The organism is Halotalea alkalilenta DSM 17697, assembly GCF_000621205.1.
Lineage (GTDB): Bacteria > Pseudomonadota > Gammaproteobacteria > Pseudomonadales > Halomonadaceae > Halotalea > Halotalea alkalilenta.
The window spans coordinates 135,409-162,004 of record NZ_KK211227.1 but is presented as its reverse complement, the minus strand read 5'-3'; the positions used below and the strand labels follow the sequence as shown (position 1 = coordinate 162,004).

Genomic DNA, 26,596 nt, shown 5'->3' with positions numbered 1-26,596 from the left:
GGCTACACCAGCCCCTGGTCGATCCAGTTCCGTATCGCCGACCAGATCACCGACATCGGCAGGCTCATGGCGTCGGCCAGGTCCATGGTCAGTGCCAGCATCGCCATGTCGTCGGTCAGGGCGACATGGCGCTCGGCGACGCCGGCCTTCCAGCGTTCCCACAAGGCCACGTCCTGCGCCTCGTCGAGCACCGGATGCCGGCCCTTGCGCTTGGGCAGCCCGAGGATGTCGCGGCGCAGCGCCACTTCCTGATGCGTGAGGCCGTAGAACTTGCTGACCATCTCCGTGCTCGCCCCCAGGCGCAGCATGCGGTCCACCGTAGCGATCTCCCGCTCCACGTCGTGCACCTGGCTAAGCAGCCGCTTCAACACTTCCCGGTTCACCGACACCGAACACCACGACACCGTGGCATTCACCAGCATGCTCACGAGTTCGGGGTGCTTCAGCGCATCCAGCTCCTCCTCGCCGAAGCCCATCGCCTTGCAGCGGCGCAACTGGCCGTTGCGCAGGTCATGCAGGGCCTGGGCGATCACGGCCTGGTTGAGTGGGTGCGGTGCCGACATGCGGGAGCCTCCTGCGCTCAGGAATCCTGGCTCGCTACGCCGGCTTCCAGATCCAGTAGCCGGCGCGCCAAGCGCAGCAGACGGAACAGCTTCACCAGCGCAGCATCGCTCAGGCGTGTAGCCGAGCCGCCGTGGCCATGGAGCAGCGCCGCCAACTCGTCGGCCAGCAGTGCACGGTCCAAGCCGTTCGCGGTGGGTGGCGCCGAACTCAGCGCATCCAGCAGGGTCAGCACCGCCCTTGCGAATGCTGGCAGCGCCTTCGCGTGGCCCACGGCCGGCGCCGCGCAGACGAAGCCGATGCCGCCGACGCTGGCCTCGATGTGGTCGGCGACGGCCGCTTCCTCGGCGATCTCGCGCGCGAACTGCGCGATGTGCACGCGCAGGCGATCCGGCACGTCCAGCCCCGGCTCGACGTACCAGACGTCCGAGATGGGATAGAGCCCGCCGACCTGTACGGGGATCGCGCGCAGCGCATCGGCCTCGAAGTCGGGCAGCTTGTCGCCAAGCTGGTTGGCAACCATCCGCTGGATGGATTGCAGGCGCTCGGTGGTCGGCGCCGGTGTCACGATGTGCCCTTGCAGGCGCTCGTCGCGTGGTCCGCGCTGGTCTTCCGGCGCTTCGGACGATGCAGGCGCTGTCGCTGCTGGCGCCGAAGGCGCGACCGGCTTGGTGTCGCGTGGCACGGACGACACGGGTGGCTGCTGAGGCGCGGAGACCGGTGCGGAAGGAGCAGCAGGCACGACAGGCGCCGCCGGTGGCTTCGGCGCCGTCGGTTCGCTGGTCAGCGCACGCTGGCGGTTTTCGCTGTCGTCGATCTCCAGCGCCAGCGTGTCGTAATCCGCCTCCAGCAACTCGGCCATCTGGCCCACCAGTTCGTCCTGCACCCGCTGCGGCGAGAAGTCGTCCGGCTGTGTGTCGAACTGCGTCAGCACGTCCTGAAACAAGGTTGCGAAGTCCACGGCCACGGTGCGGCCCAGCGTACGCCGCTCCCAGGTGCGCTCGCACGCCTTGCACAGTACCGCGAGCCGGTCCACCTGATGCCGGCCCAATCCGCCGTAGAGCAGGTTCGGTATCGCCGGCAGCAGGTAGCGCACCGCATCGTTCATGCGGCTGATGTGCGACTGCGGCACCGGATAGCCGTCGGCCGTCAGCCGCCGCGCGAGTTCGCTCTGCGACAGCGCCTGGCCGCTTTCCTGCTCGTAGAACTCGCGCGCCTTCTCGATGCCCAAGGCCCGCTCGATGAAGGTCAGCCCGCCGCGCAGCTCGTTCTCGGCCAGATGCCCGGTCAGCGCCACGATTTCGCCGCGCGCCGGCCACGGCCGAAACAAGCACGGTACGCGATAGAAGCGTTCCTCCTTGGTCTCGCTCCACAGTTCGCGCAGGATGGCGAGCCGCGTATTGCCACCGTTCCTGATGATGTAGTGCGCCTCGCCCGGCCGGCGCGTGATCGCCGGCGGCGCGTCCAGCCCGCGTTCGCGGATCGACGCCTTGATTTCCTCGTAGGCCGGGTTGCGCGTCACGCGCGGGTCATGTTCATAGGGGCGCAGCTCGTCCAGCGTCACCACCATCGGTGTGTCGGCGATGGGGTCGGTCAACGCCCCGGCCGAAGGACCGCTGCGCTCGAATCCGGTGGCCAGCAGCTTGGCGGCCATGTCCTGCGGCGTCGGATCAGCCATCGCTGCTCTCCCGAGATGCCGTCAGTGCCTGTCGAGCGGCGCGGCGAAGCTGCGCGCGAGCGTTGCGGCTGGCGCGATGATCGCTCGCGGTCGAACTGGTGTAGATCGCGGCGCAGCCGGGCTTGGTGAACATCAGGTGCCCGCCGCGCGTGCGTTTCACGTGCCAGCCTTCGCCCAGCGCGAACTCGATCAGCGCGCGCAGCCGCGCATGGCCGCGGGCCAGTTCATGCGCGTTGGCCATGACTGGTTCCCCCTGCGTGACCTTTGCCGGTAACGCACGCGAAGCGCTCCCGCCATGCCGGGAACAACTCGCCAGCCAGCGCACGCATCGTCTCCAACGCCGCAGGTGCAGTGCGGCCCACCGGCTGCCGGTACTCGACGCGATGCACCGGCAGTCCTCGTGTTGCGGCACGTGGGTAGGCCTCGATGGCCGGGACGTCGGTGTTCAGGACCTGTATGCCAGCGTGCGCCTGGAAGACTTGTCGCAGGGCCTGCTGGATCAGTCGGGCGTTCGACGAAACCGGATGCACACGGTTGATGAGCAAGCGCAGCGGTGGCGGCTCGATGCCGAGGTGCCGATACGGAGCGATGTCCTCAATCAGTTGCAGCGTGCCGCGCCTCAGCTCACGCGCCGCCAGGATTTCCGGTGTCACCGGCGACAGCGCCAGGCTGGAGGCCAGTACCGCCATCTCCAGCAGCACACTGCGCGCTCCCTGGGTATCGATCAGCAGCAGGTCGTAGTGCGATGACAGAGCGGGGAGCAGGTGACGCAGGCGCAGCCGGCCGTCGGGTGCGTGCAGCAGCAATGTGTTCAGTTCGCCGCGGTGGTCATTCGACACCACCAGGTCGAGACCTGCCACAGCGGTCTGCGAAGCCAATTGTTCGATACGCTGCTCGTTGAAGGCCAGCATCTCGTAGATACCGGCAGGCGCATGCGTGCCGAGCGTGAAGTAGCTCGACAAGGTGGGCTGCACGTCCAGGTCCAGCAGCAGCACGCGTAGCCCTGCATCGGCGATGAAGCCGCCCAGGTTCGCTGCGGTGGTCGTCTTGCCGACGCCACCCTTGGTCGAGATGATGGATACCACCTGCATGGCGCGACTCCTCGTGGAAGGGATTCCGACGGAGCGCGGGCTCACGCCCGTTCCCTGAGTCGATCGGTGATCCACTGATCGATCTCCACCGAATCCCAGCCGATGGCGCGTACCCCGAGGCGCAGGGGCTTGGGAAACTTGCCCTCCTTGATCAGGTTGTAAATGTGGGCGCGCTTGAAGCCGGTCTTGGCCTCGACTTCCGCGCGGCGCAGGATGCGGTGTTCGTTCGGCGTCGCGGTGGCGATGGTCTGGGCAGTCACGAGGGGCACTCCTTGGCGCTGTGTAGCGGCGGTGATGGACGTGCCCCGTATTCAATAGCGCGGTTCCCGCGCAGTCACCGCAAGTGCAGGCTCGGCGTCTGCACTTGCAGTCAGCGGTCCTGGGTGGCGAGATGACGCCTGGCTGCCGAAAACTTCGCCCACAGCGTTCGCTCGCTGATCCCGGACTTGTCGCCGTAATGGGCAACCAGCGCACTGATGACCGATTCCAGCGTCTCGAAGGACGAATAGGGAACGCCATTGGGCGACTTGCCCAGCAGCAGGGTCAGAAGACCGCCAACGATGTTCAGGTAGGTGGACTCACTGCGGGCGCCCGGCACCCCGGAACGCTTCTCGCGCTCCGTGCGCGCCTGGTGCTCCTGGCTGAGCGCCTGGAACTGGGCATAGAGCGCATCCCAGGCTTGCACCCTGTCGGCAAGCTGGAGCTTCAACGCCTCGCGATCCATGACCAGTGCCTGCACCGCATCGACACTGACGGCCGGGTGCAGGTGACGCTCGAAGGCATCGAACAGGAAGGCCGGTCGCTGGTCGGGATAGAAACGGATCATCCAGTCCTTCAGATCGACGTGGCGAATTGTGAGGCTGGGGTCATCGAGCAAGGCGGGGTCGTTGCTCGTGATGCCGTCCTTGCCGTAGGGAAGGTCGAGATGCACCAGTGCGTCGTAGATCCGTTCCGCGTTCAGGCGAAGCTGTGGCCAGCGCGCCAGTTCGGGGTGCTCGGGCAAGCGGTTCATCCCCTTGGCGACATCGAGGATGCGGCGTTCGAAACGCGACAGCCCCGCCCACTGGATGGCCGCCTCGATCGGACGGTAGAAGACCTTGGCTTGGGGGCCGGATGAAGGCTTTCGCATGGCTGCTCCCTGGTAACAGGATTCAGGACATCTGTTTCCTCTCGTTGATTGGAATCGCTGCCGGGACGCGCCTTCACGGCGCGAGACGGTGGCGGCTTGGCTTGTGGGAAAGGCCAGGATGACGGATGTTCACCAGAGCAGCCGCCTGTCGATATGGCGCTTGTCCACCAGCACCGAGCCTCTGCGTGGCGGTATGCTTCAAGCGGTTGACTGCACATGGCAGGATGGCTCGATAACGAGGTTTTGCTACAGACGCCATCGCGGCGAAAGACGGATTCGGTCTTCTTGCGTTCGAGCCTGGGCGTTACCGGCGTGCAAGACAGCGACGGTCTATCAGGAGACGCAGTTCGGGCAGAAACAGGCGTGGCGATGGCGCTTCGACGGGGTGCGGCGAGGTTTGGGGCAAGACGCGAGGGGTCTTCCCCCAGATCGACAAAGCATGACGCCCCGTTTCTCTCACGTGCGTAGGAGCCGTTTGGTGGCTCCTGCGAACAATCGAGCGGTGACGAGGTGAGATCACCTGCCGGATTTCATCGGGAGTTGGCAGCCCGGTGACACCTCTCACGAACAGGACGGCTGGCAATGGCGCAGCGCGGTCACCAGAACTGCAAGGGCAGACATGGACTGGGTTGACTGACCCCCATTTTTGCATTCAAATATGAATGCTTATTTCGAGAATAACTTCATATTTGAGGCCCTAAAAGATGTCTTCTTCCGAGCAAAAGCGCTCCGGTGCGCAGGTGGCGATGCCGCAGCCTGTCGCGCGCGCGCTGCGCCGCCTGGGGCAGGACATCTCGGCGGCGCGGCGCATGCGCCGCCTCAGCCAGGAAGACCTTGCTCAGCGCATCGGCACGTCCCTGAGCACCGTCCGGCGCATGGAAGATGGCTATCCCGGCACCGCGCTACACACCTTCCTGCGCGCGCTGCACGTGCTGGGCCGGCTCGATGACCTGGCCCAGGCGATGACCCTGGAGAACGATGCGCTCGGCATGGAACTGGTGCGGGCGCAGTTGCCGCAGCGGGTACGCACCTCTGCCGGCAGGAAGCGGCAGGCAGCGCCCGTCGTCGACAAGGGCGATGCGCCCGCTCCTGCCGATGACCTGGAGGGCTTCTGATGGCAACGCCTCGGCCCGCACGACGTCCGGACCTCGAAGTCCACCTGGGGGCGAGCGGCTTGGTCGTGGGGCGCCTGCATCTTGGCAGCGGCCGGCGCAGCGCGTTCAGCTATGACGAAGGCTGGCTGCGGGATGCCCGGTTCTTCACGCTGTCGCCCGACCTCCAGCCGGTGGCCGGCGTGCAACATCCCCGGCAGGTGTTCTTCCTCGCGCTGGAGGACACCGCGCCCGACGCCTGGGGCGAGCGCGTGATCCGGCGCGCCCATGCGAAGCTGCGGCAGGAGGACCGCGACACGCCTGCATTGGACCCGGTGGACTTCGTGATGTGGGTGGACGACGAGGCGCGCATCGGCGCGCTGCGCCTGTTCGATCCGCACTCTGGCGCCTACCTGCGCGCCGGAGGAGCGAACCGGCACGTACCGCCACTGGTGGAACTGGAGAAGGTGCTCCACGCGGCCCGCGCCCTGGAAGACGGAACGGAAAGTGCGCAGGACCTGCGCTACCTGCTGGGGCAAGGCACGTCGCTGGGTGGTGCCCGGCCGAAGTCCACGGTGCGGGACGCTGACGGACGCCTGGCGGTCGGCAAGTTTCCCAGCCAGGCGGACCGGCGCGACGTGATCCGGGGCGAAGTGCTGGCCATGCAACTGGCGGCCAGGGCCGGCATTCGCGCGGCGCCGGCCCGCGTGGAAATGATCGGCGGCACGGCGGTCGCCATCATCCGGCGTTTCGATCGCACCGACGATGGAGGCCGCATCCCTTACGTGTCGGCTGCGACGATGCTCCAGTCCGATGGCCGCGATGCGACGCATGCCTACACCGAACTGGTGGATGTGCTGCTCCAGTCGGGCGCCGATCCGATCGCCGACATCCATGAACTGTGGCGGCGGCTGGTCTTCAACTTCCTGATCTGCAACACCGACGACCACCTGCGCAACACCGGCTTCCTCTACGACGCGCGCCGGCACGGCTGGCGCCTGTCGCCGGCCTTCGACCTGAACCCGATGCCGGGCGACCGTCGCGAGAGCAAGACCTGGCTGACCGAGGACACCGGCGTCATCGACAGCCGTGACATGCTGATGGCCGCCGCGTCGTATTTCAGGCTGGATGCTGCGCAAGCGCAGGCGATCTGGAACGAAGTGGCCCAGGCCGTGGCGGGCTGGCGTGCAGTGGCCCGGGGATTGGGCATGCGCGGTACCGACCTGCTGGATTTCGAGCCGGCGTTCGTCGAATCGACCACGCCCTGACGACATCGGCAGGACATACCGCTACGGCCGAGAATCGTCCTGGACTGTTGTCGCCAACGCCGCGCATAGCCAGCGATAGCTGATGCGTTCCTGTTCCAGCCGCAGCTGTGGCCGGATTCGGTCATGACGCAAGTCGTCGTAGAGAGCGGCCTCCTCATCGACCAGTCGGGACAAGGGCAACGTATGGCGTTTGTCGAGGGGCTCGTCACCCCATTGAAGTGCGTGGGCCATCAGGGTGGAGCGGTCCATGAGGAACGAAGCGGCTAGCGGGAAATACTTGCGCAGGCTGTCCAGAATGGCAAAGCCATGGGTATCGATGTCTCCCCAGTAGTGCAGAGAGGCGCGATGCAGCCAGTTGGCTCGGGCGAGCGCTCCCCAGCCATAGCCGGCACCGAACACGACGATGGCACTGGAGACCGGTGGGAACGCTAGGAAGTTCACCTCGTTTTCGGTGATGAAGACACGCTGCGCAGGCAGGGCGAGCGTGGCGAAGCTATCCTCATCCAGGGTGATGTCGGTCAGTCCGGTGCAGCCGGGAAGCTGGGGCAGTTGCGGATCGAGCAAGCGCAGGCGGATGCGAACGGGCTTCTCCAGAAAACCGTAGCGACGGGCAAACCCGGCCATCCCGGTAGCAGCGTGGTCGATGGCTTCCGTCGGCAAAGCCAGATCCAGCCACTGAGCCAGCGTACCGCGATGGGCTTCGATGAATTTGCTGTCCACGCCCGGCGCGTCAACCTGCCGAAGATAGACGCCTGGGCGCGGAAGGGCTTGCACCCAGGCCACCACGGCCAGCAGGCGTGGCCAGTGTTCGGCCAGCGCCAAAGTCTGCAACGGCGATCTTTGCAGCCATGCCAGCAGTGTGGGTTGCGCTTCGGCAGTTTGCTGCCAGAGCGCCTGGAACCGGCGGGCATCGCCGGTCTTGCCGATCATCGCCAGTGCATCGTCCAACGTATCGATCCACAGCGTGTCCGGCAGGCGCTGCCGGCCCTGCACCCGGTGCATCCACTCGCGCCATTCGATGCGCACGCGCGGCATGGCGCTGATCTCCCGCACCCAGCCGCGCACGGCATCGAAACGGTTGCTGAGATCGGCGGCGGACGGCGACTTCAGCGACAGCCGCAATGGCCAATTCAGTGTGTCACCGCCGACCACGGTACGCAGCAGTTCGCCGCGCTGCCACAGCCGTTCGACCTGCGTGCGCAGATCGGTGGGCTGGCTCCAGGTCATGGGGCGGCTCCCGTGGCAGCAGCCTTCTGCGCACGATACTCTTCAATGCTCAGGTTGCGCAGCCGCGACTCGCGGCCGCCTTCGTTGTGCACGAAGCCGACGCTGGACACGTAGGGCTCGATGATGTGGATCTTTTGCAGCGGCGTAATGATCAGCAGTTGCAGGTTGAGCTGGCGGAACAGTTCCAGCCCATACTGGGCCGATTCATCCGAGCCGCGCCCGAAGGCTTCGTCGATCACGACAAAACGGAACGAGCGCGAGCGCACCGCCCCCCATTCCAGGCCGAACTGGTAGGCCAGGCTGGCGGCCAGCACGGTATAGGCCAGCTTCTCCTTCTGCCCGCCGGATTTGCCGCCGGAGTCGGAGTAGTGTTCGTGCTCGGCATCGTCCTCGCGCCAGCGCTCGCTGGCGGAAAACAGGAAGCCGTTGCGCACGTCGGTCACCTTCTGCATCCAGCGCCGGTCGATCTCGGCCAGTCCCTCGCGCCCCCGGAAGCGGTCGATGATGGCTTTGACCTGCAGGAACTTGGTCTCGGAATACTGTTCGTCTTCCGAGCCGGTCAGCGCGCCTTCGGTGCAGGCACGCAGATCCTGCAGGAAGTCGCGGATCTCCGCATCGGGGCTGGGTTGCGCCAGCAACCGGATGTAGCGTCCGGGGTTGTAGTCGATCACCTGCAAGGATTGGTTGATGACATCGACCCGCTCCTTGATCGTTTCACGCTCGCGCGCGAGCTGGGCGTTGAAATTGGCGATCTCGTTGATGGTATTGACGTTGAGCAGTTCCTTGAAACGCGCTTCGAAGCGCGGCAGGTCGTCGTGCTGCAAATCCTTCATCAAGCGCTCGAACTCGGGCAGCGCGGCCAGGCTGATGTCGATCTCGGCGGTCTCTGCCTTGAAGGCCTCCTTAAAACCGCGCATGGCGTTGATGATGCGTTCGGTCAGGCGTGAGAGACGCTTGTCTTCGGCATCGATGCGCGCCTGCAAGCCATTGCGCACGTCCTGTTCGCGGTTGTCGCAGGATTCCACCGTGAGCTGGTGGTCGCCCAGGACTTCGGCGCGCCAGCCCTCAAGAGATTGCAGCAACATGTCGTCGAGTGCGGCTTGCGTCTGGATTTCGAGAGCCTGCGCATGCTGTGCCTGGGCAGTTTCGTGCTTGCTGCGAATTTCTCCGCGTTTGCCTTGTGCCTCGCCAAGATCGCCTTCGATCTCCTTCAGGCGCTCAACGACCTGCGCCAGTTGGCTTTCCAGTTCCCGCAGGGTATCGGAGGCCGCCTTGAGGCGGTCGCGTTCCTCGGTCAGCCGGGCAATCTCGCGTGCCGGTGCCTGCCAGTCGATCTCGCTGTAGCGGGTGAAGACTTCGAGCTTGGCCAAGGCCTCCAGTTGCGCCTGGCATTGCCCGCGCAATCGCTGTGTGTTGGCAATGCGCAGACCGATGTCGCCCAGTCGCTGTTCCAGGCCTTCACGTTCGTCACGCAAGGTCCGCAGCTTGTCGGCGTTGCTCCAGCCCAGCACGTAGCGACTGCGGTCGTCGATGCGGCGGCGGTCGTCCTTTTCGTGGCGTCCGCTCGGGTCCTTGATCTGTCCGGCGCGGGTGATGGCTCGGGTCTCGCGGCGGAACTGCTCGGTGTTGTCGCAGCAGGCCAGATCGAAGCGGTGGTGCAGTTCGCGTTCAAGCCAGTCGTAGTACGGCGTGTCGGGCTTGATGAGCAGCTTGCGCACCAGCGACTGGGGGTGCAGGCTGCCGGCCAGCGTGGACTTGCGCGCACGCACGTGGAAGTACACCAGGCGCGTGCCCAGGTGCTGGCGTTCCACCCAATCGGCCACGTCCTTGTAGTGCGCATCCGGCACCAGCAGGGACAGGCCGAAGCCATGCAGCAGGCGTTCGGCCGCGCCCTCCCAGTCGCGTTCGTCCTCGCGCACCTGGATCAGTTCACCGGCAAAGGGCAGGTCTTCCTCGGCGATGGACAAGGCGGCGCACAATGCGTCGCGGATGCGTACCTGGGCCGCATCGATATTGCTTTTTCGACGCGCAAGGCTGTCGATCTCGTCGCTGAGCGCTTTGTGTTCTTCCTGACCCCGCCGCAGCGCATATCCGTCTTCATTGATCTGCGTATCGTGGTCCGCAATGCTTGTGCGCAGCGCTTCGGCGTGTTCTCCGATGGTGGATCTTTGTGTCATGAAAGCAGCTTCGTCTCCCGGCGCTGCTTCTCCAATGCGCGTCAATAGCGTGGTGTAGGCGTCCGCTTTCTCCTGCCGTTGCTGTTTCTCTGCCTCCTGCTGCTGAATGGCGGCAGCGAGTTGTTGCAGCCGGTCGCCGCCGTTCTCGCGCAGTGCGCCTTCGAGCTTCCCCTGCTCGATTCGGGCGTTGTCTCGTTGCTCTCCCAGTTGCTTGATGCGGGCGTCCCAGCGCGTCGCATCCTGAGTCAACAATTCCAGGCGCCTCTCCAGCAGTGCTGCCTTCAAGCCGGCGAAGTACGGGCGTAATGCATCGCGTCCTTCGCGCAGCGCCTGGATCTCGGCGGCGATTTGCCCGTGGCGAAGGCCATCCTCCACCAGCGGCGTCAACAACTCGATCTGCCGCTTGGCCTTGAGTACCGACTGGTGGGCGCGGTCGAGGTCATCGAAATGGCCGAGCAGTGCCTCGATGCGCCCCCCCACGTCGAACGGTTCGAGCATATGGCTGCGCACGAAATCGGTCAGATTGCCAACCGATTTCATGGAAACCGTCTGATGGAACAGCTCCAGCGCCTGCTCGTGCTCGATGCCGAAGCGGCGGCGGAACCAGGCGCCGTAGGGCGGGAAGCTGTCATTCAGTTCGCAGCCCATCGCGCGCAGCTTCTTGCGCAGGCCGTTAATGTCGCTGCCGAATCCGGAAAAGTGCTCGGTGATGGACAGTTCCCGCTCTACAGTCACGAACAAGCGCGCGGGCTGGCCCTGTGGTTCGCGAAACCAGAAGACTTGCGCCAACGTGACCGCCTGGCCGTAGCCTTCGTTACGGAAGACACCCAGGATCACGCTGTAGCTAGTGGTGTCGCGTAACGCCACCGGGCGGGCGCTGCCGGTGGTTTCGTTGCGCTCGCTCTTGTAATGGCCCAGCACGTAGGACCGCAGTGATCGCTCACGCGTCTCGGCGCCTGCGGCCTTGTTGTAGGCGATGCGTTGCGCTGGCACCAGCAGCGTGGTGACGGCATCGACCAGGGTGGATTTGCCCGAACCGATGTCGCCAGTGAGCAGGCCGTTACGCCCATCGAGTTCATAGCGCCAGACGCGCCGGTCGAATGTGCCCCAGTTCAGAACTTCCAGCCGCTGCAGGCGAAAGCCGACGCGGCTGTCGTCGGCCACGAAATCGAGCTCCTGTGGCGAAAAATCGTTCATCGGCCAGCTTCCTTGTCGCGATCGGCACCTGACAATGCGGTGCGATAGCCCTCCAGGCGCGCATCGAAGTCGGCCAGCCACTGTGCATCGACGAACGCCTTGAGGATGCGCCGCACCTCGTAGCGAGGTGCCTGCTGAGCTGCGCCGGCAGCGGGCTTGAGCTTGCGCAGATACCCCAGTTCCACCACCTTGGTGATGGTCGAATCCACTTGGTCGACGAGGCGCGCCTCGTTGGTGCCGTCCGGCAGGAACACGCGCATCAATTCGGCGATATCCTCGCGCGACAGCACCAGCCGGGTATCGCCGCCGCTGGCGTCGGATTCGGCCAGGCGCTTGCGCAGCAAGGCCAACATCAGGCTGACCGGGTAGGACAGCGGCCGTCGCGCGATCAGGCGCGGCGGACGGGGTGTGGCGTCCACATCCTCCGGCTCCGGCTGGCTTTTGAAGAAGGCGTACCCCTCGGCTTCGTCCAGTACCAGATCCAGCAACAACACCGCCGCCTGCTCCCGCACCCGCGCTTGCAGGCTCAACAGGCTGGCCCATAGGCGCTCGTCGTCCTGACGGTACAACACGCCTTTGAGCAAATGCACCATCAGTTGCGAGAGTTCCGCTACAACGGGCGGGCGCGACTCGGTGCCGCCTTCTGGATCATCCTGGTGCATATCGTTCATGGGTCTCCGCTCTATCCGTCGCAGCTTGCATTCAACGCGTAAAAATCACGCGTGGCATTCGCGCCCGCCGTCGTACCGTCGAGCCATCGCTGTCCTGCATGGCCCATTCGATGATCTCCTGCACATCGTCATCCACCGTGGCCCTGAGGCCATCCAGCCAGCGGCTGCCCGCGTGGGCCAGTTCCAGCCAGGTGACCAGTTCGGCCAATCCCTGTTGCAGCGGCTGGGTCTCCAGCAACGCGCGCAAGCTGATCTGCGACTGCTGCCGCAATGCCTGCCGCAGGGCCTCACGCAGGCGGGTCTTGTCCACGACGTGCTGGTCGAACAGGCGTGTGGTGTCGATGTCGTCGTCCTCGCCGGATTCAAGTATCAGTTCCGCCAGGCGTGGCTTGGCATGGAGCGCAAACAGGGGGCGTTCCTGCGGCAAGGCGATGTCCGCGCCCATCTCGTCGAGGAGCATCACTTCGCCGGTCGGTGGCATGTCGCGCAATGCAAGCGCCTTGGTCTCAATGCTGCGCAACAGTTCGAGGATGCGACGGTTTTCCTGGAAGGCCCGGTCATCCAGGAAGCGGCGCAGTTGTTGCGACAACTGCGCTACCGTGCGCTGGGTATGTTCGCCGGCTTCCAGCCAATCGTGGTGCACCCGGCGGGTGCGCGGCTCCGGCTTGAGCGCAGCCACGGCGGGCAGGCCGAGGATATGGTCGAGCCGTGCGGACAGTTCTTCCTGGCGACGGCTGGACATCAGGAAATCCCAGAATGCACGGAAGCTGCGCCCCTGGTCGGAATCCCCGATGGCGTCGCGCTCGCCCATGACCTCGTCGAGCAGCGTCCCCTTGCTGCCGTCCCACAACGCGATCTTCTCGCGGACGCTGCGGTCGAGTTGGCGGAAGTTGTGTTCCACCTGGCGGAAGTCACTCAGCAGTTCGCGCGCCAACTGTTGGAATTGCAGGAAGCGATCCTTGATGGCCGTGTCATCCATGAGCGGCACGTCGCCGGACAAGACGCGGCCGATCTCGGCGTCGATCTCGTCGCGCTTGCGGCGCAGTTCCTCCAGGCGCCTGGCTGGATCGGCCTCGCTTCCGGTGCTGATCTGCTCCAGCAGCGCGAACAAGGTCAGCAGGCGAGATTCAGTGCCGACGAAAGGCCGTTCGGTCAGCGATACCAGCCAGGCGATGGCTTTTTCGGTGGCGGGGGTGAGATCGAACTGGGCCTCGTCGGTTCCGGGCTTGTAGAACTTGCGCAGCCAGCCCTTGTCCGGCGCGCACCAGTCATTCAGGTATTCAGTTGCGGCTTTCGGATACACCTCTGCACCGAGCTGTTCGCGCAGGGCAAACAGCTCATCTTCCAGCATTTCGGTCAGATCCGCTTCGCTCGTCAGCCGCACGTTCGGTGCAACGAACACCCGGTACAGGAAGCTTGCTACCAATGGCGCATGTGGCGAGGCCAGCAATCGCCATGCAGGATGCCGATCGCGGTATGTGGTGAGTGTGAGGTGGTCGAGTGCCATGATGGGCTGCCTTATCCGAGCCGTTCGTTGACAACGACGTCTCGATCCGAATGCACGGATCGGCTTGCCCGGAAAGCGCGAATCAAGGCGGCGTGGTCACTCATGCGAAACCGCCTCCAGGTAAGGACGCATGACATTTGCGACCCGGCAGACCTTGGCATGGCGCCATAGGTCATCGGCTGAAGCCTTGCGTGTCTTCCAGGCAGCCTTCAGCGCCTCAATGGCCACGTCCAGGCCGATCTGGTTGCGGTGCTTGAAGCAGTCCGCCACGGTTTTGGCGGCACTGTAGATCCGCAGTCTGGCGCCATCGCGTTCGTGCTCATCAATGCCCAAGGCATAGGCATCACCCGCCATCTGCACCATCTTGATCGGCGGGTGCTCGATACGTGGGGTGTGGCTGCCACGAGGCATGGCAATCCAAACTTGGCGAGGCAGTTGCGTGGTCAGTTCGTGGAACTGGAGTGCCGTCAGCAAGCAGAACACGGCTTTGGGAACCTTGACTGCAATCGTGGCGAGGTCCTCCTGCTCGGACATGGGGTTGCCTGGCAAACGGTAGAGGCCGCGCCCGACACGCTCCAACTGCCCGGAAGTGGACAGACGTGTCAGCACCACCCGCGGCGCGCCGATGGTGTCCAAGTCGCTGGTGCGCAGAAAGCCCTGCTTGTGGAGCAGGGCAAGAGCGCGCTGGGCATGTGAGGATCTTTCCATTGCCCCAAAGATGTTCCTTGATTTCGTTGATCTTATACATCAAACGATAGAATGAAACACGTCTGCCTGGAGCGCGCGTTGATGACTGACCGTGAATGTCAGCAGACAAATGCGGATAGGATCTGGTTGCCGACGCGGTACGTCCGGTACATAATCTGGCCTAGTTCCGTAGCGCCAAACGGAATAAACCCGTTATCAATCAACGATTTGAGTGCGGCGTGATGTTCCCTTTGCCCGCTCCAGTTCCGCGGCTCCAAGACTGCCTAAAAGTAAGCCAAGGTACATTACCCTTCACTTACTGGACCGGTACTTCTGCCCGGCGCTCGATTAGATCCGTCAGCTCACGAGCCATCCGGCGCCCCGATATCGAGGTATCCGGGATGGCGGCAAGGCACTCAAGAGTGACGTCGTCGACCACATTGAGCACCCGGAAGCGCTGGCCTGGTTCGCCCTCGCGTCATAGCAAAACGAAGGTTCGCCGATAGCCGAACCGGCGGCGCTCGTTGGCCAACTTCCGTAGTCGATCACGCAGCGCGTATCTAGAACGCGCTGCGCCTGCGGCATCGCTATTCGCATCAGCTCCTGCGGTATCTTCTCGGCGGCGAGCGCCATGGATTTAGCGGAAGCTGTCAGTGGATATGCCGAAGCGATCGGCTAGTGCGCAGATCTGACGCCAGTTGAGCTGACGCTTGCCCGACAGGATGGCCGAGACCACCGGTTGCGCGCCGACCTCGGGGAGGTCGCTTTGAGAAATGCCGTGCTCGGCCATGAGGTATCGAAGCACCTCGGCGCCGGATGCTTCAGGTATTGGCCGGTGCTCTTGGTCATATGTCTCGATCAGGTCGCCGACCCTTGCCGCGAGAGACGCAAGGTAGTGGTCCTCATCATCTCCGATGGTGTCGATGATGGTATCGAGCATTTCGACCTTGGCATCGTATTCTGCGTCGTTTCGAGGCTCGCGCAATAGGTGGTCTAGATGAGACCAGTGGGCTGCAGCTTCCTCGATTTTGAAGTCGAGCATATCTTTACTCCTTCCACTTGTCCTTGTCGTACTCCGAGTGGGAGAGCACGGCGCGGATGTAAACTCGTTTTGCCCGATACTGGACAATGGCGATGAGGCGGATGTTGTTGCCAGCGATGTCGAATACATGATGGCTGCCCACCTTATCGGTTGCCGGGAACAGGTTTTTCATCTCGGCGAAGTTTGCCGGATCGTTGACCTTGATCAGTCGGTACCATGCATCCAAGGCTTTCGAGGATTGGGGAAACCTTGACTTTGCTTGCCATACCCTTTTCTGCGTGATGACGTGCATTTGACTCATCCCTGATCTTTGAGCGCATTGTATAGCAATTTGCTATGCATAGCAAATTGCTATACGCCAGTAAAGGTCGTAGCTATCAAGGAGGCGAGATGAAGTGCTTGCCAGTGATTGCTCGGTCATCAATAGTCCCCCTTACATATGCGGTTCATCTCTCTGGCGACGAGATTTACCATCGGTGCAGGATGGTTGGCTCACACGCCGGGTTCGCAATCGAGGCTCGGCAGCTGGGTATGTTGATAGAGGATGCGTTAGAGCTTTAAGCCATATATGAAGAAGACGTGGAGGATATTATCCATGATGCATACAAGCTTCCGGTTTATCAGTCAAAAGACCTTGGAAACCAGATCACCCTGTTTTTTTAGTTTGGAGAAGGGATTAGCCTGCTTGGAAGAACGTGAAGCGCTAAGCAAGTCTCCAGGCCGGACAAGTGAATGTCTTGATGACGTTCTCTAGCGGGTTCGGCAATCAGGATGCGGCGTTCCAGCAAGAATGGTGCGGGCCAAGCCGGTATGGGCTTTACAGTCACGGCGAATATAGCCTTGATCGCTTTGTCGACCCGACCGGACGGCAATATACTTTGGAAGAGCTGCGTTGCAGGAACGCTGCGACGGCCAAGGAGCCGTTCGGGTAGTGGAAGCCTGCTGGCGGCTTTTTCATCGACTGGTTTCGAGCCGTCCTCCGTCAGGTGGGAGCTTCGAGGAACACGCCCGTGAGCAGATGCCGTTCCAGTTGATGGCCAGGCGCAGCACGAGCTCGAGCAGTTCGATAATCCATACCCGAAGGAAAATCAGCCGTGAGTAGAAGCCGCCGCAAGACGCCGATCACTGCGGTTACGTCTTCCGGGTTCAACGGTAGCGATAAGCCCGGCAAGCGCGCGGCCAATCGTGCGCTGCGCGTGGCTGAGCGCAGCTGGCTGGCATCTGGTATAGACGCGCCGCCACCGCTGCTTCGTGAAGTCTCCAACGTGTATGGCTTTCCAAAAGACGGGAAGCTTTGGCGCGGAGACCGATACCCTGAATTGAACCGAAAGTAGCCCAAGCCCAGCCTAGCGCTGGGTTTTCCATATCTGGCCCGCAGGTCATCCCAAGCGGATCGAGTGAAACCAAGCTGGCGGATGAAAGCGTCGCCTGAGCTCGGTGAGCGTTCGTCTCGCATCTTCGCTGCAATGGCAGAGTCTCCCGGATTTACCAACGATCCAATCCGCACCTCGAATGCTGGTACCTCGACTACGCAGGGTGATCGGGAATTTCATCGGATTCGTCGGGCCCCCGTACTCGCTCGGGTACTCGAGCAAGCCTTGAACCCAGCCTCAGCGAAGAGGTGAATGTCCCATTCACGGCTACTCCACCCAGCCGGCAGCAATCGGTGCGACTGTGCGTGGCACCGCTGCAAGGCATTCACCTACAGCGATGGCATAGTGAGGGAAGGCGCGCCAGGCTGCAGCTCGATCGCCGCTTCGCGGCGGGGTCCTTTGGCTTCTCGCCCCGCTTGGCGGCGCAGTGGGTGGACAGCAAGTACGTGGACTACTACTACGGTGTCACGCAGCACGAAGCGCGTAGCTGGTGCGCCGCCTACGAAGGTGATTCCACGGTGAACGTCGAGCTCGGTATGCGCATCGACTGGCAGCCGGCGCCCAGGCACGCAGTGTTCATCGACCTGGGGGCTGCGCGTATGGGCAGTACGATCAAGAATGGCCTGCTGGTCGATGAAGATATCCAGTACGGTGTCGGCGTCGACTACTTCTATCGCTTCTGATTTTACCTACTCAAGCCCCGTCATCGGTTCAGAAGAGCGTCAGGCGCCCACCCTGGGAAATGAGCTGCCGATAGAGCCTGTAGGTTCGCTCGTCGGGCAGGATCGGGCGCATTTCCGGCGCGGCGTCGAGCACCAGCATGGCGGGGGCTTGAGGGTCGTAGGCCGACCAGCGTGGCAGTCCGGCGCCGTTGGGGTCGCCGGTCTTGACGAAGTTGGCCCAGTAGGCCGATGCCTGGGCCGAGATCTTGCGGTCGGTGTCGGTGAAACTGCGGCCCTGGGCGCGGTCGAGCGTCGCCAGTACATAGGGCACTTCGGAAGTATGGAAGACGCCCCATTGCTCGGTTCCCGGTTCGATATGGTCGAACAGGTAAAGATAGATAGGCCGGTGGCTCGTTCTGGCCCTCTCCCTGGCCCATTGCCAGGTCGACGCCAGGCCGCGCTCGCGGCGGATCGTGCGGCTCAGCTCGCGCACATCGCTCGTGCGATCGACGCCATAGTGCGCGCGCGCCTGCGGCGCCATCGCGGCGAAGATCTGCTCGATTTCCGCCTCCAGTCCGTCCATCTCCTCCTGCGGCAGGCTGAAGGCCTCGTCGGCGTTCATCCCGGCCAGGATGGGCGTGTCGGCCGAGGTGCCCGTCGCACTGAGGTAGGGGTCCTGCGGCAGCAGCTGGCCGTCGATCACGGGGGCGAAACTCAGCACGCCGGAGGAGGGCAGGCGATTTTCCGCGGCCATGACGGCCTCGGCCGGAAGCTCGCGCAGCTGGTCGATGGAGTCGACGCCGGCGGCGGCCAGCAGTTGTTCTCCTTTGGCTTCGGCGGTGGCCATGGCCTGTGGCGGGCGGCCCATGCCGGGGCCGCTTTCTGAAATGGCGCGGGCGAATAGCCCTTTCGCCGCCGGACTCGCGATCAGGTTGTGCACCGACATGGAGCCCGCCGACTGGCCGGCGATGGTGATCTGCTCGGGGTCGCCGCCCAGCGCCTCGGCGTTGTCGTGTACCCACTCGAGCGCGGCGATGATGTCGGCCAGGCCGAAGTTGCCGGAGCCGACGCCCTCGCTTGTGAGCTCGGGATGGGCGAGGAAGCCGAACACGCCGAGGCGATAGTTGAGGTTGACCACGATGACGCCGTTGGCCGCCATCGGCGCGCCGTCGTAGATCGGCACCGAGCCGGAGCCTGAGGTGTAGCCGCCGCCATGGATCCAGACCATGATCGGCCGCTTCGCCACGCTCGGCTCCGTCGGCTTCCAGACATTGAGATAGAGGCAGTCCTCGCTCACCGGGCCTGGGGTCATGTACTCGGACGTATAGGGGCCGAAGCCGTCGCTCAGCTCCTGCTGGCAGCTGTCGGCGAAGGCCGTCGCCTGGCGCGTGCCTTCCCAGGGATGCGGCGGCAACGGCATCCGCCATCGGTTGGGGCCGACGGGCGGGGCGGCGTAGGGAATGCCGAGGTAAGCGTCGACGCCTCCCTGGCTGGTACCGCTGACGAGTCCTTGTTCCACCAATAGCGTGGCGGCAGAGCTCTGCCCGATGTTGGCCAAGGTCGCTGTCGCCAGCGAGAGCGTCAGCAGCACTCGTGTCATGTTCATGTCAGGGTCTTCCAGACAGGGGGATAGGGAAGGTTCGCTGCCCCTCGATGGATTGCCACTCGAGGCGCGGCATCTTCACCAATGATAGACCGCGGCGATGCCCTGCCGCGGTAGCGGTGGAAGATCAAGCGGTCAGTCGTTCGAACCAAGCGAGGAAGTCTCGCTGCATGGCAGGCGCAATGCCGTGATCGCCCGGGTACAGGCGGGTTTCGTGCGTGACGCCCAGCTCCGTCAGCATCTCGTCGGCGCGGTGGGCCCATTCCACCACCAGCTTGGTATCCTCCCGGCCATGGCCGATGAACCCCTGCACCTTGGCCAGGGCGGCGCGGTCCGCGACCTGGGGCCTGATTTCGGGAAGGATCCGCCCGGAAAGGATGCCGAAGCCTGCGACCAGTTCGGGGCGGGTCAATCCGATGCTCGCGCTCATGATGCCGCCCTGGCTGAAGCCGGCCACTATGGTCTTGGACGGTGCGACGGCGTACTCCGCCTGCAGTTCGGCGATGAACGTCGCCAGCTGCTGGCGGCTTTTCTCGGCCGCCACCAAGTCCGGACGCGGGCCCTGCGGGCCGAACGACACCTGGAACCAGGCATGCTGGGTCGGCCCCAGGGACAAAGGGCCGCGCGCCAGGATGACCCGGGTGTCGCCCGCCACGGCGGAGCCTAGCGGGGCGAGGTTGGTTTCGTTGCCGCCCACCCCGTGGAGCAGGATCAAAAGCCGCTTCGCCGGCCCGGTGTCGGATGTCATCGTCCGAAACGGCAGCGACAGGTCGGTGCGCAGCGCCGACCAAGTGATGTCGCTCATGGTGTTCTCTCCGTGTCGTTGGTGTCGAGTCCGAAGATGAATGAATCCATCGACAGCACGCCGTAGGTCATGCCTCCCTCGATCCGCCGGCGGGAGTCGTCCGCGCTGCTCGCGCCCGCTGCGACCAGAAGCGGCAGGTAGTGCTCCTCGGTGGGATGCGCGCGCGCCGCATGAGGGGCGCGGGCACGGTAGTGGACCAGCGACTCGTCGTCATGTGCCGCGACCGCCGTCGCGACCCAGTCGGCGAACTCCTGGGCGTATTCGGGATCGCGGATATGGCTGCGGAACTCGTAGAGGTTGTGGGTCAGGCTGCCGGAGCCGACGATCAGTACCCCTTCGTCCCGCAGCGGCGCCAGGGCTCGGCCCAGGCGCTGGGCACCTTCGGTGTCCATGTCGCGCGGCAGTGAAACCTGCAGCACCGGGATGTCGGCATCGGGCTTCAGGTATCGCAGCGGCACCCAGGCGCCGTGGTCCAGCCCGCGCTGGGTATCGAGCGTGGCGGGCAAGCCTGCACGGGCGAGCATTTCGACGATGTCTCCGGCGAGCTGCACAGCGCCTGGCGGCTCGTAGTGGAGCTCGTACAGGGGCGGCGGGAAGCCGCCGAAGTCATGGATGGTCGGTGGATTGGCCACCGCGGAGACGCGCAATTGCGGCGTCTGCCAGTGGGGCGAGACCACGAGGATCGCCGTCAGCGCCGGCAGCGAGGCACCGAGCCGCTGGAGGTTGGGGCCGAGCAAACCGGGCTCTAGCGCGAACATCGGCGAGCCGTGGGAAACGAACAAAGAGGGAATGCGAGACATAGGGCGTTCTCCAGGATGAGCGGGCGGCATGCCGCCCGCGTTTAGAGCCTATCCTCCGTATTACGACGCTTTGGCGCTGCGGCGGTTGCGCAGTGCATCGATGCTGAACTCGCCTGCACCGTTGGCGGCCAGGAGGAGGAAGCCACCGGCCATCCCCACGTTCTTCCAGAAGTTGATCGCCTGGCCTGCGTCGCCGAAGTCGGCGTGGAAGATCAACGCGGTCAGCACCGAGAAGGCCGCGAGGACCAGGGCGATCCAGCGGGTGAACGCACCGGCGGCGATCGCCAGCCCGCCGCCCAGTTCGAGCAGGATCACCAGCGGCAGCAGCGCGGAGGGGACGCCCATGGCTTCCATGTACTGCTGGGTGGCGGCGTAGCCGACGATCTTGCCCCAGCCGGAAATGATGAAGATCAGCGACAGACCGATGCGGCCTGGCAGTGAGAGGATTGCGTTCATGTCGGTGTCCTTGTGTCTAGCGTATCGAGATGTGATGACCGTTCGCGCGATAGCGGGGCGCTGGCCCCGCTATCGGCAACAGCGATGTCAGGCGCGATGGATCCAGGTGGGCGCGATCTGCGTGCCTTGCCCGGCGCCATAGGCGAAGTAGATGTTCAGGCCCGCCACCGGCTCCAGGTAGCGCGCGTTGTGCAGGCCGCCCGCGTCGACGGCCTGGAAGCCGATGCTTTCCGCCAGCGCATGCACGGTCTGCTTGGCGCGCTCGTCGTCGCCGGCGTAGAACACCGGCACGGTCTGGCCTGCCGAGAAGACGGGTCCTTCGGCCAGCACCTGGGCGAGTACGGTATTGAATGCCTTGACCACTTTCGCTCCCGGCAGCGCCTTGGCGATCTCCTCGGCCGCGGAGGTGTCGTAGCCCAGGGTCAGGCCCATGAAGTCGGCGGTCAGCGGATTGGTGATGTCGACCACTATGCGGCCTTCGAGCGAGCCGAGCGCTTTCAGCGCGGGGACGGCGTCGGCATAGCCGGTGGCGACGATGACGACCTGCGAGTCACCCAGTGCCTCGGCAGGCGACACGGCCGTGGCGCCGGCGTAGGTGTCGGCCAGGGCCTGGGCCTTGGCTGGGTCGCGTGCGGTCACTCGTACCTGGTGGCCCGCTGCGGTGAGCTGCTTGACGAAACCCGCGCCCATGTTGCCTGCGCCAACGAGAGTGATGTTCATGGTGAAAGTCCTTCGAAGTTTGGTTGAGTCGCGGCGCTTGGAGATTCGACTGCACAGTGTTCTGCAAGGCCGCTTGGTGTGAGAGAACTTTATTGGTTATTCATTTCGAGATAAATATGCATATCATGCACAAATTGTTTCGAGTTTAGAGACTATGGATCTTCTGCAAGCGATGAAAACCTTCACTGCCGTGGTCGAGGCCGGCAGCTTCGTCGGCGCCATGGAGCCAACCGACTTGTCCAAGCCTGCGATATCGCGCCATGTCGCCGAACTGGAGCAGCACCTGGGAACGCGCCTTTTGCAACGAACGACGCGTCGCCTGTCGCTGACCAGCGAGGGCCAGGCCTACTACCAGCGTTGCAAGGAGATCCTGCAGGCCGTGCAGGAGGCCGAGGCCGAGGTGGGGTGCAGTTCGTTCCAGGTGCAAGGGCCTCTACGCATCGGTGCGCCACAGACATTCGGCGCGCTGCACCTGGCTGCGCTGTGGGGACGCTTCGCCGCGGAGAATCCGCAGGTCACCCTGGACATCGTGCTGTCGGACCGCGTCGTCGATCTGGTCGAGGAGGGCTATGACCTGGTGATTCGCATCGCGCGGCTGTCCGACTCGAGCCTGGTGAGCCGCCCGCTGGCCCGCACGCGCGTGGTGCTGTGCGCCTCGCCGGCCTATCTCGCCAAGCACGGCGCTCCCACCCATCCGCACGAGCTCGCCCAGCACGACGTGATCTCGTACAGCTACTGGTCTTCCCGCGATGTGTGGAGCTTCCAGGGGCCCGCCGGCGAGGTGACGGTACGTACGCGCTCGCGCATCCATGCCAACAACGGCGATACCTGCCGGGCCGCGGCGCTGGCGCATCAAGGGATCGTCCTGCAGCCTGATTTCCTGGTCCATGAAGACCTGCGCAGCGGTGCGCTGGTCGAACTGATGCCTGATTTCCACGCAGCGGAACTGGGCATCTTCGCGGTCTACCCGACGCGCAAGCAGCTACCGCTGAAAGTGCGCCGGCTGGTGGATTTCCTGGTGGATGCGCTGCAGACGCCGCCCTGGGCGCAGTGACATGGCGGGCGGGATACTAACCTCAGGCGGCCGGTCGTGCCGCAAAAGTGCGTCGTCGGGCGAGGCGAGGGCGGTTCAGACTTCTTCGCCCAATCGGTCGCCGCTGAGCCGGGCGGCCATGAAATCGATCAGTGCCTTGATCTTGGGCTGGGGCTGTCGGCTGGCTGGCCAGAGGATGAACAAATCGCGCTGGTCGCTTACGTAGTCGTCGAGCACCGCGGCCAAGCGCTTGGCGGTGATCGCATCGGCGACGATGAAATCCGGCAGCAGGGCGATGCCCAGGCCCGCCTCGGCCATGGTCAGTAACGGGTCGATGGAGTTGGTGATGGCTGTCTGCGGCAGTTCCAGATCGAGCGGCTCGCCGTGCGCGTGCAGCGGCCACGGCGCGAGTTTGCCGCTGCTCGGGTAGCGGTAGCGCAGGCAGGCGTGCTCGAGCAGATCGTTCGGCCGGCGCGGCGTGCCCCGGCGGGAAAGGTAGTCCGGCGCTGCCATCAACCGATGGCGGTAGCCGCCCAGCCGGCGCAGGGTCAAGCGCGAATCATCGACCTCGCCGATCCGCAGTACCGCGTCGAAGCCTTCCTCGATCACATTGACCAGCCTGTCGCTGAAGTCCATTTCCAGCTCGATGTGGGGAAAACGCTGCTGGAACGAGGCCAGGTGATGCATCAGGTGCACCCCCAACTGGGGCAGGCTGATTCGCAGCCGGCCCCGCGGCTCTTGGGTCGATCGGCTGAGCTCGTTCTTGGCCAAGTCGAATTCGGCGAAGATCCGGTAGCAGCGCGACAGGAACAGCTCGCCTTCGGCGGTGAGGGCGATGGCGCGGGTGGAGCGGTGGAACAGCCGGGCGCCTAGCTCCTGCTCCAGCCGGGCCACCGAGCGGCCGATCGCCGACGAGGATACGCCCAGCCGCCGCCCGGCCTGGGTGAAGCTGCGGGTTTCGGCCGCCTGTACGAAAGCCTCGAGTGCGCCAAAGTAGTTCATGGTCGATTGATGCGTTTCATTCCGATATGTTTGGAAATTTAGCCCATTTTTCTTTCGAATGCAGGGGGCTAGATTGATCGTCTTCGTTCGGGCCGCACCGTTGCATGCCTGGACCCTCCTACAGGCGAGATATCCATGACCCAGAACCATCCGCAGGGCGCGCTCCCGTCGGAGCTTGCGCAGCATCCCGGCTATGCCCGGGTATTCCAGCCCGGCCACCTGACCTTCGGCTTCATCGCGCCGCTCGAGAGTTATCCCGATAGCCCCGGACCGACCCTGGCCGACCATGCCGAGATGGCGCAAAAGGTCGACGCGGCCGGCTTTGCCGCGCTGTGGCTGCGCGACGTGCCTTTTTATGACCCTTATTTCGGCGATGTCGGCCAGGTGCTCGATCCCCTGGTCTATGCGGGATTTCTCGCCGCCATCACCCGGCGGATCGCGATCGGCACGGCCGGCATCGTGCTGCCGCTGCGCGACCCGCTGATCGTGGCCAAGCAGGCGGCGACGATCGACCAGCTGCTGGGCGGGCGTTTCCTGCTCGGCCTTGCGACCGGTGACCGCCCGGTCGAGTACCCGGCCTTCGGAGTCGACTTCGACAACCGCGCCGAGCGCTTTCGCGATGCGCTGGAGATGATCCGCGCGGCCACCGAGCGTGCCTGGCCGGTCCATGCGTCGCGCTTCTATGGTCGTCTCGACGGTGGCCTGGACCTGGTGCCGAAGCCGGCCGCGCCGCGTCTGCCCAGCATCGTCATCGGTCACGCAGGCCAGACGCTGGAATGGACGGCGCGCAACACCGACGGGATCATATCCTACATCGCCGATCCGCTGAGGATCCCGCAGATCCTCGCGCAGTGGCGCGCGGTCAGCGAACCGGGCGTGTTCAAGCCGTATGGCTACGGCACGCTGTTCGACCTCGATCGCGATCCGAACATGCCGATCCAGCCCGGCCGGGTGCTGAGGGGCGGGCGCAACGCCCTGCGCGAGCTGTGGCTGCGCCAGCAGGAGCAGGGCGTGTCGCACGTCGGGCTGCACTTCAAGCCCCAGCGCCGCCCGGCTCGGGAGGTGATCGACGAACTGGGCGAATACCTGCTGCCGGTGTTTCCTAGTCTGAAGCCGCAGCAAGACAGCTCGGAAGACCAGTCATGAACCATCCGCTGCACCACATGGATTTCATCTTCCAGACCAAGCTCGGCACCTATCCGCTGGCCGTGCAGTGCGAGATGCTCGCCGAGCTCGGCTACCAGGGCATCACCGTCTCGGCCTGGAGCAAAGAGCTGGATCAGCTGCCGCGGGTGAAGGCGCAATGGGGGCTCGACGTGGGTGCGCTCTATTTGATTCATCGCCCAGGGCTCGAGTCGTTCGTCACCGGGATCTTCGAGTCGCTCGAAGGCTGCACCAGCATCGAGCTGGCGCTGCACTCCGGTGACAAGGTCGAAGACGGCGATCGTCGGATGCTCGAGCGCCTGCTGCCGATCGCCGAGCGCCGCGGTATCGATATCGCGCTCTACCCGCACGTGCGCTATGGCATGCAGACCACCTCTGAAGCGGTGGAGCTCTGCCGCTACTTCGACCATCCGCGCCTGGGCATCGTGTTCAATGGCTACCACTGGTACGCCACCCAGGAGGGGGCGCTCGAGCAGCGTCTCGACGCGCTCTGGCCATGGCTGCGCCAGGTCAATATCGCAGGCTGTCGCATGTCGCCGCTGGGCTGGGGAGGCGTTGCCACCATCGAGCCGCTGGACGAGGGCGAGATGGACAATTTCGTCCTGCTCGGCGCGCTGAGCCGCCGGGGCTTTGCCGGCCGCTACGGCGTAATGGGCTGGGAGAGCATGGGCGGCGACGTCTACGGCAACCTGGTTCGCTCGATGAGCGCGTTCCGTTCGATGGAGCGGCGGCTGGTGGCGCATCCCGACTGGGCGATCATGACTGAACTCCCCAACTAGCCGAGGAACGATGGTCATGGCTCACCCGATTCACGCACTGGATTCGTTCTTCTACAGCTCGATGGGCGTCTACGCCTTCCAGTCGCAGTGCGAAATGCTCGCCGAGCTCGGCTACGATGGCATCACCGTCTCGGCCTGGAGCGGACAGCCGCTCACCGACCTTACGCTTCTGCCCTCGGTCAAGCAGCGCCATGGCCTGGATGTGGCGGCGTTGTACCTGGTGCTGCATGAAGGCCGCAATGATGCGCTGCTGCGCCGTATCGTCGAGCGCGTAGAAGGCGTGGAGCTGATCGAGCTGGCGGTGCAGACCTCGATCAACGGCGCCGGGGCGATCATCGACATGATCGAATCGCTGCTGCCGATCGCCGAGCGGCGTGGCCTGCGTATCGCGCTGTACCCACACCTGCGCCACGTTACCCAGACCACCTCGCAGGTGGTGCGCCTGTGCGAGCACTTCGACCACCCGCGCCTGGGCGCTTCGTTCAATGGCTATCACTGGTTCGCAAGCCAGGAAGGACGCCTCGAAGAGCGTCTGGCCGCGATCGAGCCGTGGCTGATGCAGGTGGTGCTGTCGGGCAGCGCGATGTCGCCGCTGGGGTGGGGACAGGTGGCGACCATGGAGCCGCCGGACCGGGGCGAGCTCGATAATTTCGCCGTCGTCGCGGCGCTGGACCGGATCGGCTACAGCGGCAGCATAGGGGTCTTGGGCTGGGACTATGGCGGCGATATCTACTTGAAGCTTCGCCGCAGCCTGGCGGCGATGCGTGCCATCGACCAGCGCTTGGCGTCGCATCCGGGCTGGGCCGCAGCGATAGCCGGCGATTGAGGCGATGGTCCGCCCCGGGGCGGGCGCTTGCGCGATGCTGTCTGTAG

At 64.4% G+C, this 26,596-nt stretch carries 27 protein-coding genes and 1 pseudogene; 8 read left to right on the top strand and 20 right to left on the bottom strand.

The genetic code is table 11. The features are described 5' to 3' along the window. Positions 1-2 precede the first annotated feature (2 nt). From Q376_RS0111840 to Q376_RS0111815, 6 genes are all read right to left on the bottom strand, one after another. Entirely contained in the window at positions 3-563 is a 561-nt protein-coding gene (locus Q376_RS0111840; protein WP_027350499.1) for a DUF2857 domain-containing protein, read from the bottom strand. 17 nt (positions 564-580) lie between these two features. After that, positions 581-2,239, bottom strand: coding sequence for a ParB family protein (locus Q376_RS0111835; protein ID WP_027350498.1), 1,659 nt, complete (start codon positions 2,237-2,239; stop codon positions 581-583). Continuing rightward, positions 2,232-2,480, bottom strand: a complete 249-nt coding sequence (locus Q376_RS0111830; RefSeq protein WP_027350497.1) for a hypothetical protein — start codon at positions 2,478-2,480, stop codon at positions 2,232-2,234. Before Q376_RS0111830 ends, Q376_RS0111835 begins: the two co-directional genes overlap by 8 nt. After that, positions 2,464-3,330: a ParA family protein gene (locus Q376_RS0111825; protein WP_027350496.1), complete on the bottom strand. Its 867-nt coding sequence runs from the start codon at positions 3,328-3,330 to the stop codon at positions 2,464-2,466. The genes Q376_RS0111830 and Q376_RS0111825 overlap by 17 nt, the downstream gene beginning before the upstream one ends. 41 nt (positions 3,331-3,371) lie before the next feature. Beyond that, positions 3,372-3,590 (bottom strand): AlpA family transcriptional regulator, encoded by a 219-nt coding sequence (locus Q376_RS0111820; RefSeq protein ID WP_009461157.1) that lies wholly within the window; start codon positions 3,588-3,590, stop codon positions 3,372-3,374. Positions 3,591-3,700: 110 nt separating this feature from the next. Then, the gene (locus Q376_RS0111815; protein ID WP_027350495.1) at positions 3,701-4,459 is read right to left on the bottom strand and encodes a hypothetical protein; all 759 of its coding nucleotides are present in this window, start codon (positions 4,457-4,459) and stop codon (positions 3,701-3,703) included. 704 nt (positions 4,460-5,163) lie between these two features. On the opposite strand from Q376_RS0111815, the gene Q376_RS0111810 reads away from it, so the two are divergent. Further along, entirely contained in the window at positions 5,164-5,574 is a 411-nt protein-coding gene (locus tag Q376_RS0111810) for a helix-turn-helix domain-containing protein (protein WP_027350494.1), read from the top strand. After that, on the top strand, positions 5,574-6,818 hold the full coding sequence (locus Q376_RS0111805; RefSeq protein ID WP_027350493.1) for a type II toxin-antitoxin system HipA family toxin: 1,245 nt from the start codon (positions 5,574-5,576) through the stop codon (positions 6,816-6,818). The genes Q376_RS0111810 and Q376_RS0111805 overlap by 1 nt, the downstream gene beginning before the upstream one ends. Positions 6,819-6,839: 21 nt before the next feature. Here the strand turns inward: Q376_RS0111805 and Q376_RS0111800 are convergent, their stop codons facing one another. The 8 genes and pseudogenes from Q376_RS0111800 to Q376_RS0111770 all read right to left on the bottom strand — a co-directional run bounded on the left by Q376_RS0111800 (position 6,840) and on the right by Q376_RS0111770 (position 15,618). Then, positions 6,840-8,045 (bottom strand): DUF3322 domain-containing protein, encoded by a 1,206-nt coding sequence (locus tag Q376_RS0111800; RefSeq protein WP_027350492.1) that lies wholly within the window; start codon positions 8,043-8,045, stop codon positions 6,840-6,842. Next, the gene (locus Q376_RS0111795) at positions 8,042-11,419 is read right to left on the bottom strand and encodes an ATP-binding protein (protein WP_027350491.1); all 3,378 of its coding nucleotides are present in this window, start codon (positions 11,417-11,419) and stop codon (positions 8,042-8,044) included. The genes Q376_RS0111800 and Q376_RS0111795 overlap by 4 nt, the downstream gene beginning before the upstream one ends. After that, positions 11,416-12,090 (bottom strand): DUF4194 domain-containing protein, encoded by a 675-nt coding sequence (locus Q376_RS0111790; protein WP_027350490.1) that lies wholly within the window; start codon positions 12,088-12,090, stop codon positions 11,416-11,418. Before Q376_RS0111790 ends, Q376_RS0111795 begins: the two co-directional genes overlap by 4 nt. A gap of 31 nt (positions 12,091-12,121) precedes the next feature. Beyond that, positions 12,122-13,597 (bottom strand): DUF3375 domain-containing protein, encoded by a 1,476-nt coding sequence (locus Q376_RS0111785; RefSeq protein WP_027350489.1) that lies wholly within the window; start codon positions 13,595-13,597, stop codon positions 12,122-12,124. A gap of 96 nt (positions 13,598-13,693) precedes the next feature. Next, complete coding sequence (locus Q376_RS0111780; protein ID WP_027350488.1) at positions 13,694-14,305, bottom strand: type IV toxin-antitoxin system AbiEi family antitoxin domain-containing protein; 612 nt, start codon at positions 14,303-14,305, stop codon at positions 13,694-13,696. A 310-nt stretch (positions 14,306-14,615) separates the two neighbouring features. Further along, positions 14,616-14,840 (bottom strand): annotated as a pseudogene (locus Q376_RS24355) (IS3 family transposase); the annotation flags it as partial. Positions 14,841-14,921: 81 nt separating this feature from the next. Then, positions 14,922-15,326: a helix-turn-helix domain-containing protein gene (locus Q376_RS0111775; RefSeq protein ID WP_027350487.1), complete on the bottom strand. Its 405-nt coding sequence runs from the start codon at positions 15,324-15,326 to the stop codon at positions 14,922-14,924. 4 nt (positions 15,327-15,330) lie between these two features. Further along, entirely contained in the window at positions 15,331-15,618 is a 288-nt protein-coding gene (locus tag Q376_RS0111770; RefSeq protein WP_027350486.1) for a type II toxin-antitoxin system HigB family toxin, read from the bottom strand. Between the two features lie 802 nt (positions 15,619-16,420). Here Q376_RS0111770 and Q376_RS24845 point away from each other — a divergent pair. Together Q376_RS24845 and Q376_RS24350 are read left to right on the top strand one after the other, a co-directional pair. Beyond that, on the top strand, positions 16,421-16,660 hold the full coding sequence (locus Q376_RS24845) for a hypothetical protein (RefSeq protein ID WP_155834331.1): 240 nt from the start codon (positions 16,421-16,423) through the stop codon (positions 16,658-16,660). Between the two features lie 287 nt (positions 16,661-16,947). Continuing rightward, positions 16,948-17,382, top strand: a complete 435-nt coding sequence (locus tag Q376_RS24350) for a MipA/OmpV family protein (protein ID WP_342665972.1) — start codon at positions 16,948-16,950, stop codon at positions 17,380-17,382. A 28-nt stretch (positions 17,383-17,410) separates the two neighbouring features. Here the strand turns inward: Q376_RS24350 and Q376_RS22430 are convergent, their stop codons facing one another. The 5 genes from Q376_RS22430 to Q376_RS0111735 form a co-directional block, all read right to left on the bottom strand. Further along, positions 17,411-18,967, bottom strand: coding sequence for a carboxylesterase/lipase family protein (locus tag Q376_RS22430; protein ID WP_052365180.1), 1,557 nt, complete (start codon positions 18,965-18,967; stop codon positions 17,411-17,413). Positions 18,968-19,091: 124 nt separating this feature from the next. Continuing rightward, positions 19,092-19,769, bottom strand: a complete 678-nt coding sequence (locus Q376_RS0111750; protein ID WP_027350485.1) for an alpha/beta hydrolase — start codon at positions 19,767-19,769, stop codon at positions 19,092-19,094. Then, on the bottom strand, positions 19,766-20,569 hold the full coding sequence (locus tag Q376_RS0111745; RefSeq protein ID WP_027350484.1) for a dioxygenase family protein: 804 nt from the start codon (positions 20,567-20,569) through the stop codon (positions 19,766-19,768). The genes Q376_RS0111750 and Q376_RS0111745 overlap by 4 nt, the downstream gene beginning before the upstream one ends. Positions 20,570-20,629: 60 nt before the next feature. Next, positions 20,630-21,025 (bottom strand): DoxX family protein, encoded by a 396-nt coding sequence (locus Q376_RS0111740; RefSeq protein WP_027350483.1) that lies wholly within the window; start codon positions 21,023-21,025, stop codon positions 20,630-20,632. Positions 21,026-21,112: 87 nt separating this feature from the next. Continuing rightward, positions 21,113-21,745, bottom strand: a complete 633-nt coding sequence (locus tag Q376_RS0111735) for an NADPH-dependent F420 reductase (protein ID WP_027350482.1) — start codon at positions 21,743-21,745, stop codon at positions 21,113-21,115. Positions 21,746-21,917: 172 nt separating this feature from the next. Here Q376_RS0111735 and Q376_RS0111730 point away from each other — a divergent pair, with 172 nt between their 5' ends. Then, the gene (locus tag Q376_RS0111730) at positions 21,918-22,799 is read left to right on the top strand and encodes a LysR family transcriptional regulator (protein ID WP_211266659.1); all 882 of its coding nucleotides are present in this window, start codon (positions 21,918-21,920) and stop codon (positions 22,797-22,799) included. Positions 22,800-22,874: 75 nt separating this feature from the next. On the opposite strand, the gene Q376_RS0111725 is transcribed toward Q376_RS0111730, so the two are convergent. Continuing rightward, a complete protein-coding gene (locus Q376_RS0111725; protein WP_027350480.1) occupies positions 22,875-23,780 on the bottom strand; it encodes a LysR family transcriptional regulator in 906 nt (301 codons plus the stop codon). Between the two features lie 135 nt (positions 23,781-23,915). Here Q376_RS0111725 and Q376_RS22425 point away from each other — a divergent pair, with 135 nt between their 5' ends. The 3 genes from Q376_RS22425 to Q376_RS0111710 are packed head-to-tail and all read left to right on the top strand — an operon-like array spanning position 23,916 to position 26,549. Further along, complete coding sequence (locus Q376_RS22425; RefSeq protein WP_052365179.1) at positions 23,916-24,926, top strand: LLM class oxidoreductase; 1,011 nt, start codon at positions 23,916-23,918, stop codon at positions 24,924-24,926. Next, positions 24,923-25,723 (top strand): sugar phosphate isomerase/epimerase family protein, encoded by an 801-nt coding sequence (locus tag Q376_RS0111715; protein ID WP_027350479.1) that lies wholly within the window; start codon positions 24,923-24,925, stop codon positions 25,721-25,723. Before Q376_RS22425 ends, Q376_RS0111715 begins: the two co-directional genes overlap by 4 nt. 16 nt (positions 25,724-25,739) lie before the next feature. Then, positions 25,740-26,549, top strand: coding sequence for a TIM barrel protein (locus tag Q376_RS0111710; RefSeq protein WP_027350478.1), 810 nt, complete (start codon positions 25,740-25,742; stop codon positions 26,547-26,549). The last annotated feature ends 47 nt before the right edge of the window (positions 26,550-26,596 follow it).

Coding starts and splice junctions, on each gene's coding strand:
- Q376_RS0111835 (WP_027350498.1), bottom strand. CDS start 2,239: ATGGCTGATCCGACGCCGCAGGACATGGCCGCCAAGCTGCTGGCCACC.
- Q376_RS0111745 (WP_027350484.1), bottom strand. CDS start 20,569: ATGTCTCGCATTCCCTCTTTGTTCGTTTCCCACGGCTCGCCGATGTTC.
- Q376_RS0111810 (WP_027350494.1), top strand. CDS start 5,164: ATGTCTTCTTCCGAGCAAAAGCGCTCCGGTGCGCAGGTGGCGATGCCG.
- Q376_RS0111750 (WP_027350485.1), bottom strand. CDS start 19,769: ATGAGCGACATCACTTGGTCGGCGCTGCGCACCGACCTGTCGCTGCCG.
- Q376_RS0111795 (WP_027350491.1), bottom strand. CDS start 11,419: ATGAACGATTTTTCGCCACAGGAGCTCGATTTCGTGGCCGACGACAGC.
- Q376_RS0111815 (WP_027350495.1), bottom strand. CDS start 4,459: ATGCGAAAGCCTTCATCCGGCCCCCAAGCCAAGGTCTTCTACCGTCCG.
- Q376_RS0111775 (WP_027350487.1), bottom strand. CDS start 15,326: ATGCTCGACTTCAAAATCGAGGAAGCTGCAGCCCACTGGTCTCATCTA.
- Q376_RS0111730 (WP_211266659.1), top strand. CDS start 21,918: ATGAAAACCTTCACTGCCGTGGTCGAGGCCGGCAGCTTCGTCGGCGCC.
- Q376_RS0111800 (WP_027350492.1), bottom strand. CDS start 8,045: ATGACCTGGAGCCAGCCCACCGATCTGCGCACGCAGGTCGAACGGCTG.
- Q376_RS0111825 (WP_027350496.1), bottom strand. CDS start 3,330: ATGCAGGTGGTATCCATCATCTCGACCAAGGGTGGCGTCGGCAAGACG.
- Q376_RS0111735 (WP_027350482.1), bottom strand. CDS start 21,745: ATGAACATCACTCTCGTTGGCGCAGGCAACATGGGCGCGGGTTTCGTC.
- Q376_RS0111770 (WP_027350486.1), bottom strand. CDS start 15,618: ATGCACGTCATCACGCAGAAAAGGGTATGGCAAGCAAAGTCAAGGTTT.
- Q376_RS0111805 (WP_027350493.1), top strand. CDS start 5,574: ATGGCAACGCCTCGGCCCGCACGACGTCCGGACCTCGAAGTCCACCTG.
- Q376_RS0111785 (WP_027350489.1), bottom strand. CDS start 13,597: ATGGCACTCGACCACCTCACACTCACCACATACCGCGATCGGCATCCT.
- Q376_RS22425 (WP_052365179.1), top strand. CDS start 23,916: ATGACCCAGAACCATCCGCAGGGCGCGCTCCCGTCGGAGCTTGCGCAG.
- Q376_RS0111840 (WP_027350499.1), bottom strand. CDS start 563: ATGTCGGCACCGCACCCACTCAACCAGGCCGTGATCGCCCAGGCCCTG.
- Q376_RS22430 (WP_052365180.1), bottom strand. CDS start 18,967: ATGAACATGACACGAGTGCTGCTGACGCTCTCGCTGGCGACAGCGACC.
- Q376_RS0111780 (WP_027350488.1), bottom strand. CDS start 14,305: ATGGAAAGATCCTCACATGCCCAGCGCGCTCTTGCCCTGCTCCACAAG.
- Q376_RS0111830 (WP_027350497.1), bottom strand. CDS start 2,480: ATGGCCAACGCGCATGAACTGGCCCGCGGCCATGCGCGGCTGCGCGCG.
- Q376_RS0111725 (WP_027350480.1), bottom strand. CDS start 23,780: ATGAACTACTTTGGCGCACTCGAGGCTTTCGTACAGGCGGCCGAAACC.
- Q376_RS0111715 (WP_027350479.1), top strand. CDS start 24,923: ATGAACCATCCGCTGCACCACATGGATTTCATCTTCCAGACCAAGCTC.
- Q376_RS0111790 (WP_027350490.1), bottom strand. CDS start 12,090: ATGAACGATATGCACCAGGATGATCCAGAAGGCGGCACCGAGTCGCGC.
- Q376_RS0111740 (WP_027350483.1), bottom strand. CDS start 21,025: ATGAACGCAATCCTCTCACTGCCAGGCCGCATCGGTCTGTCGCTGATC.
- Q376_RS0111710 (WP_027350478.1), top strand. CDS start 25,740: ATGGCTCACCCGATTCACGCACTGGATTCGTTCTTCTACAGCTCGATG.